This is a genomic window from Cellulophaga sp. (assembly GCF_039943695.1).
GTDB lineage: Bacteria > Bacteroidota > Bacteroidia > Flavobacteriales > Flavobacteriaceae > Cellulophaga.
In genome coordinates, this window is record NZ_JBDVAA010000054.1 from 1 (window position 1) to 6,247 (window position 6,247).

Annotated in this window: 8 protein-coding genes; 7 read left to right on the forward strand and 1 reads right to left on the reverse strand. The window is 33.2% G+C overall.

Features of this window, described 5'->3' with window-relative positions:
* The 7 genes from ABJD66_RS03940 to ABJD66_RS03970 form a co-directional block, all read left to right on the forward strand.
* Nucleotides 1-1,123: hypothetical protein (locus ABJD66_RS03940; RefSeq protein ID WP_348128468.1), on the forward strand; the 1,123-nt coding region annotated here is incomplete at its 5' end.
* A gap of 231 nt (nucleotides 1,124-1,354) precedes the next feature.
* Complete coding sequence (locus tag ABJD66_RS03945) at nucleotides 1,355-2,281, forward strand: hypothetical protein (RefSeq protein ID WP_348128470.1); 927 nt, start codon at nucleotides 1,355-1,357, stop codon at nucleotides 2,279-2,281.
* An 83-nt stretch (nucleotides 2,282-2,364) separates the two neighbouring features.
* Complete coding sequence (locus tag ABJD66_RS03950; protein WP_348128473.1) at nucleotides 2,365-3,438, forward strand: gliding motility-associated C-terminal domain-containing protein; 1,074 nt, start codon at nucleotides 2,365-2,367, stop codon at nucleotides 3,436-3,438.
* A gap of 30 nt (nucleotides 3,439-3,468) precedes the next feature.
* Complete coding sequence (locus ABJD66_RS03955) at nucleotides 3,469-3,924, forward strand: GNAT family N-acetyltransferase (RefSeq protein WP_348128476.1); 456 nt, start codon at nucleotides 3,469-3,471, stop codon at nucleotides 3,922-3,924.
* Nucleotides 3,925-3,929: 5 nt separating this feature from the next.
* The gene (locus tag ABJD66_RS03960) at nucleotides 3,930-4,676 is read left to right on the forward strand and encodes a M15 family metallopeptidase (protein ID WP_303545493.1); all 747 of its coding nucleotides are present in this window, start codon (nucleotides 3,930-3,932) and stop codon (nucleotides 4,674-4,676) included.
* Nucleotides 4,677-4,720: 44 nt separating this feature from the next.
* Nucleotides 4,721-5,491: a M48 family metalloprotease gene (locus ABJD66_RS03965; protein WP_303545496.1), complete on the forward strand. Its 771-nt coding sequence runs from the start codon at nucleotides 4,721-4,723 to the stop codon at nucleotides 5,489-5,491.
* Between the two features lie 122 nt (nucleotides 5,492-5,613).
* Entirely contained in the window at nucleotides 5,614-5,781 is a 168-nt protein-coding gene (locus ABJD66_RS03970) for a DUF6747 family protein (protein ID WP_330400387.1), read from the forward strand.
* 105 nt (nucleotides 5,782-5,886) lie between these two features.
* On the opposite strand, the gene ABJD66_RS03975 is transcribed toward ABJD66_RS03970, so the two are convergent.
* Nucleotides 5,887-6,247 (reverse strand): ankyrin repeat domain-containing protein (locus tag ABJD66_RS03975; protein ID WP_348128481.1); only part of this gene is annotated, 361 nt, incomplete at its 5' end.

Genomic DNA, 6,247 nt, shown 5'->3' on the forward strand with positions numbered 1-6,247 from the left:
CATTGCAACTAATGCAACAAATATTACTGCTGAAACTACAAGGGCTACTAATGCAGAAAATGCTATTCAAGCTGATGTAGATGCGAATGAAACTGCAGCGAATACTGCTATCGCAGCAGTACAAACTGATGTTGATAATAACGAAGCGGCTGCAAACACAGCAATCGCTCTAAAAGAAAATAGTGCTAATAAATCTGACGCAGTAACTCTAGGAACTTCTGATGATTTGTTCCCGACTCAAAATGCCGTAAAAACTTATGTAGATAATCAAGTAGCAGGTTCTGCTCAAGTTATTGTGAGTACTGATGCTGATAATGATGTGACTGCAGGTGCTGATGGTGGTGCTTTTTATGATGATGCTGCTCTACAAACTAGCATTGCAACTAATGCAACAAATATAACTGCTGCTAATACAGCTATAACAAACGTTCAAAACGATGTTGATGCTAACGAAACTGCAGCAAATACTGCTATCGCAGCAGTACAAACTGATGTTGACAACAATGAAACGGCTGCAAACACAGCAATCGCCTTAAAAGAAGATAGTGCAAATAAATCTGATGCAACTGATTTAGGAGATACAACTCCCTCTACTACCTTATTTCCTACTCAGAATGCAGTAAAGACATATGTTGACACTCAAATTAGCGGAATAGTTGGCGGAACAGTGACTTCTTTAACTCAAGATAATTCTACAGGGGTAATTAGTTATGTTAATGAGAGTGTTGTTACACAAACAGCAGATGTGATTTCTGCCGATACTGGAAATGACGTTAAAGCAGGTACAGATGGTGGTGCTTTTTATAGCAGTATGGTTAAGGCTCTTGGAAAAGTTAATGCTCTTGGTGTTGTAATAAAAGGAACTACTGGTGTTACAGTTGTGAAGCAACTTGGAGTTGGACATTACCGTGTAAACCTACCAGCAGGTACTGTTTCTGACGCAAACTACATTATTCAGTTAAGCCAGCCAGGAAGAAATGGTGCTGGTAATGACGATCCAGGAATTTCATACAGCAACCAAACCTCAACAGGATTTGATGTTATTGTTGGTGACAATGATAATGGAGGTACAGACAGAGCAAGATTTGACTCAGAATTTATGTTTGTAATTCTTGATTTGTAAGAAACTATCAACCTAAATATTAAAATAAATTTTAACCCTTAAAACTATCAATTTATAGAAAAAATCAAAAATCGAGTTACTTTTTAGTCCCCCCAAGTAATTCTTCAAATTAAACAAAAACTATATACGCTAGAAAAACGAACAAACATAAACCCAGCTAGCAACTTATATTTTATTTCTAATCAACTTAAAAAATAATAAAACAATTATATAGTACAAACCAATAATTTAATGAAGATGAGAAAACTAATTTTATATTTTATGCTTTTTGCCCCAATAATAGCATCTTATTCACAAATAGACGCAAACCTATTACTTGGGCTTACATCGGCCACAACCACAGAAATGAATGCAATAACAGGATCATTAGAAGGTTCTATTTTATACAATACAACCGAAAAAAGAATATACCTATACAATGCAAGTCTCTGGGAAAAAATTCCAGATATCACAGATTTATTGCCAGCAACATATACCCCTGGCTCTATTTTATTTGCTAATAGCTCAGGAGCACTAGAGGAAGATAATAATCAAATATTTTGGAACAGTACTAACAACAGACTAGGAATTGGAACAAACACACCCGATAACAAAATGCAAGTAAGTGGGGCTATTAGAAGCGCAGGTTTTTTAAATAGTAATGGAAATGAAGGAGAACCTGCATACAGATTTACTAACGATACCGACACAGGTATGTATTCAACAAACGCAAATGAACTTAGTTTTACTGTTGGCAATAATGAAGCTTTAAGATTGGATAGATACACTACAACAAAAACTCAAGTACTAATAAGTGAACGCCTAGGTGTTGGTTTTAATTTACCTGAAGATTCAGCTTACTCAGGAGTCGATGCAAACTCAACTTTAGACGTTAAAGGTTCCGTATCAACAGCAATAGACGTTACAACAGGAGACTTAACGTTAGACGATACTCACCATACAATAATATTGGGAGGTGCCCATAACATAACATTACCAGCTGCAAATACTTGTAAAGGCAGAATTTATATTATTAAAAACCCAATACTTTTTGGTGTTGGAGTAACAGCAAACATAAGTACTTACAAAAGTTTATTAGGCTTAAATGTAAGCTTAATAATTAGTCAAAAAACAATTTGGTTACAAAGTGATGGAACCGATTGGCAACAAATACAATAATAATGAAACATATACTTTTCTATATCGCTTTTTGCATTTCTAGCATAGTTGTATCACAAAACGTGGCACAAAATATTGGAAATATGAAAATATTTAATAATGGCCAAATGGGGTTTCATATTGACTTAGTTAACGATGGTAATTTTGACCAAAATGAAGGTTTAGCAGGTTTTTATGGTAACGATACCAGAACAATATCTGGTGCCTTTAAACCTATTTTTAATGATATGGAAATTATTGTTACCAACGATTTATTTTTAAATGTAGCTGTTGGCATTACTAACAACAATAATTTTATTTTAGGTGATGTTGTTACTCCTAGAACAGCAACAGATGTAAATTTAGATTTTACCAATTATGCATTTTATAATGGAGATGCCAACTTAACAAAAGTAGATGGCTACGCTGCCATTGCAAACAAAAACAACTTTATGTTTCCTATAGGTGATGTAAACAAAATTAGGTCTCTTTACATAGATTCTGAAACAAGTAACAATACTGCAAAAAGTGCTTATTTTTATGAAGACCCAAACTCCCCTTCTACATTTTCAAAAACCTTTGATACTAATAATTTTGCAGATATTTTAACTGCCATAAGCACTTATGAATTTTGGCACCTAGAAGCAAATACTAATTCTAAAATTACACTAACCTGGGATACGGACAGTAATATTGAAGACTTTGTAGACTCTATTGATGATTTACGCATTGTGGGATGGAATAAAGCACTAAACATATGGGAAAACTTAGGTAACACAGAAATATCTGGAGATTTTAACTCCGGATCTATAACGTCTAACACATTTGTTCCTAATAATTACGATATTATAACATTTGGCTCTAGCTTAAGTATTGAAACTACTAATTTTGACAATTACTTTATTTCTCCTAATAATGATGGTGTAAATGATTATCTATATTTTGAAGAAGTTGCTCTTTCTCCTAAAAACAATAATCTAAAAATTTATAGCAGATGGGGAAGAATTGTATATGATAAAAATAGTTACGATAATACTTTTGGAGGTAACGCCAATGTAAGTGGTGTTGTAAAAGCTGCTAATGCTTTACCAGATGGAGTATATTTTTATGTATTAAGTTTAAGAGATGTAAATGTTGTTCATCAAGGATATATTTATTTAGGATATCAAAATCAATAATATGTATTTTTGTGGCACATTTATAATTTTATGATCACTGAAAATAAGATTTGCTTAAAATTAATTTCTGCAAAAAAAACATACCCCGTTAGGCAACCTATTTTAAGAGCCAACAGACCAATATCTTCTTGTAAGTTTACTGGAGATGATTTAGAGACTACTCTTCATATTGGTGCTTACCTTAATTCTGGTATCGTGGGAGTTGCAACTTTATTACAAGCGCAAAATAGTACCATTTTAGATGCCAGTGCCTACCAATTAAGAGGAATGGCAATTAGTGACGAGCAACAAGGAAAAGGAGTTGGTAAAAAAATTATTACCTACGCAGAAACAATTTTAAAAGAAAAAGGCGTTTTATTATTGTGGATGAACGCAAGAGAAAGTGCAATTCCTTTTTATACAAAATGCGGTTACACAAAAGATGGCAGCATTTTTGACATAGATAAAGTAGGACCACATATAGTTATGTTTAAAAAATTAAATTAAGAGTTATGCAAAGAAGATCATTTATTCTAAAAAGTGGAATTATAGGTGCTGCCGCACTAACGGCCCCACATCTTATTTTTGCTCAAGAGCAAGAGAAAGAGGTTATCTATTCCATTGAAGAATTAATGGGCCAAGCAGATATAGATTTGTATGGCAAAGGCATTAACCTTAGAAAAGAAGCTCACGACTCGTTTAAAAAAATGAAAGTAGCTGCTTACAGCGCAGGTATTGATTTAAAAATAGTATCTAGTTATAGAGATTATTACAGACAAGAAGGTATTTGGGAACGTAAATATTTAAAATATACAGAAGACCAAAATCTAAAGCCACTAAATGCAATAGATAAAATTATAGAATACTCTACCATTCCAGGTACTAGTAGACACCATTGGGGAACAGACATAGATATTATAGATGGCTATCAAAAAACAAGCGGAGATGTTTTGGTTCCTAAAAAGTTTGAAGCAGGCGGACCATTTGAAGATCTTAAAAAATGGATGGACGAAAATGCGAACGACTTTGGCTTTTACTTAGTATACACTAACGATAAAAAACGTAGAGGGTTTAAATATGAACCTTGGCATTATAGCTACGCCCCTATTTCTAAACCTATGCTAGAGCAATTTAGAGGTAAAAATATTATGAGGTTAGTAAAAGATCAACAACTTTTAGGTGGTGAGCATTTTACTGCTGGCTTTTTAAAATCTTATATTGTAAATAATATTTTAGATATTAATCCTGAACTTTTGTAACTCTTTTTGTATCTTGGTTTTTAACTAACCAAGAATAAACTATAATGAGAAGAGGTGGTAATTGGAAAATAAGAATACTTATTGGACTTGCTATTGTTGCTTTTGCATATATACAACGTTGCAGCAATAAAGAAGAAAACCCATACACAGGAAGAGTACAAAATATTAATATGGATGCCAATCAAGAAATTGCAATTGGCTTACAAAGTGCACCACAAATGGCGCAGCAGCACGGAGGTTTATACCCTGACCAAAAATTACAAAATTTTGTAGACGCTGTTGGTAACAAGCTGGTACAAAACAGTATTGCTAAAGAAACCCCTTATAAATACGAATTTCATTTATTAGCAGACGAAAATACTATAAATGCTTTTGCTCTACCAGGCGGACAAATATTTATTACCTATGCCCTATTTTCTAAACTTACAGAGGCACAATTAGCAGGTGTTTTAGGTCACGAAATTGGACATGTTATTGGTAGACACTCTGCTGAACGTATTGCAGACAGTAATTTTTGGCAAACTTTGTCTACTGGAGCATCTGTTGGTGCAGATATGGGTGGAGTTGTAAATGGTATTGGGCAAAAAACACTACTAACTAATGGTCGTGGAGATGAATTAGAAAGTGACGAACTTGGTGTATTATTTATGATGCAAGCTGGTTACAACCCTGAAGAAATGATAGCGGTAATGAAAATTTTAAAGGCTGCTGCAGGTCCAAACAGACAGCCAGAGTTCCAGAGTACACATCCAGACCCAGAAAACAGAATAGAAAAGATTAAAGAAGCTATAGAAAAATATAGAAATCAAAAATAACTATTCGATGAAATGCATTTTTATCTCGTTATTTTTATTTAATTTTGTAAATACCCAAACCTAACTTATTGTTTTTAACCATTATAGCTTTGTGAATATTAATTCAAAAAAAAGAGGACTATATGGGAAGGCTAATAGAATACAAGAAAATTTATTTAAGCGCATTTCACAATTGCAGACCAATACTAGCCGTTGTGTTATTAAAAGCATACTCATTCTTTTGCTTTGCGCTAATATCTATAACTGTTTATGCATTTTTATATAGAGCATTTACTGGTTTTAGATTCTAAATAATTACACCTTTAACTAGGTAATAATTTCAACGTATTACAAAATAAAAAAATCCCTTTGATTTTTTCAAAGGAATTTTTTGGTTGATGATTGCTGGATGAACTCTACTTTCTTCTTCTCTTATTTTTTCTTGCTAACTTTTTTTCTTTAGCTATTTTTTCTAAAAAAGCCATAGCTTCTTTTGCGTTAGACAACTCTGCGTGCAACATTACACTACGCCCTTTATCACACTTAATTCTAAGATCCGCTCCATTAGCTATTAGTATTTCCAAAATTTCTACTTTGTTATATCGCGCTGCAAATATTGCGGGCGTCATACCATTAGATTTTTTATTTACATCTTCGCCAAACTCTATAAGTTTACGTACTGTTTCTACATCGCCCTTTAAAATTGCCATACAAAAAGTATTTACTACCTCTGAATTAGCTACCTTTTCAATGTAATTTTCTTCTTCTAAATTAACA